The sequence below is a fragment of the Flagellimonas flava genome (assembly GCF_050617915.1).
Lineage (GTDB): Bacteria > Bacteroidota > Bacteroidia > Flavobacteriales > Flavobacteriaceae > Flagellimonas > Flagellimonas flava_A.
The window spans coordinates 1-230 of the sequence record NZ_JBODQE010000242.1; the positions used below are offsets into that span (position 1 = coordinate 1).

The following is a 230-nucleotide window of genomic DNA, read 5'->3' on the forward strand; positions in this document are numbered from 1 at the left end:
TCGGTGTTCCTAATGATTTCAAAAGAGATACGCTGATTCTCATAATGAAGGTGGCGCCACTCTTGCAAGGAGTGCAACTGGCATACCGTATATTGTGATGGCTTGCCTATAATTCTATGGTTCCAGATATGGTGGGCGGTCAAAATATGGCTGAACAGTTGCATACTTCTTTCACCAACCTTTCCCATAGCGGAACATTGCTCAACGCGCTTTTTGTTGCCTAGAAAATT

At 43.5% G+C, this 230-nt stretch carries 1 pseudogene; it reads right to left on the minus strand.

Features of this window, described 5'->3' with window-relative positions:
• Positions 1–188, minus strand: a pseudogene (locus ACRHOZ_RS21695) (DinB family protein); the annotation flags it as partial.
• Positions 189–230: the final 42 nt, after the last annotated feature.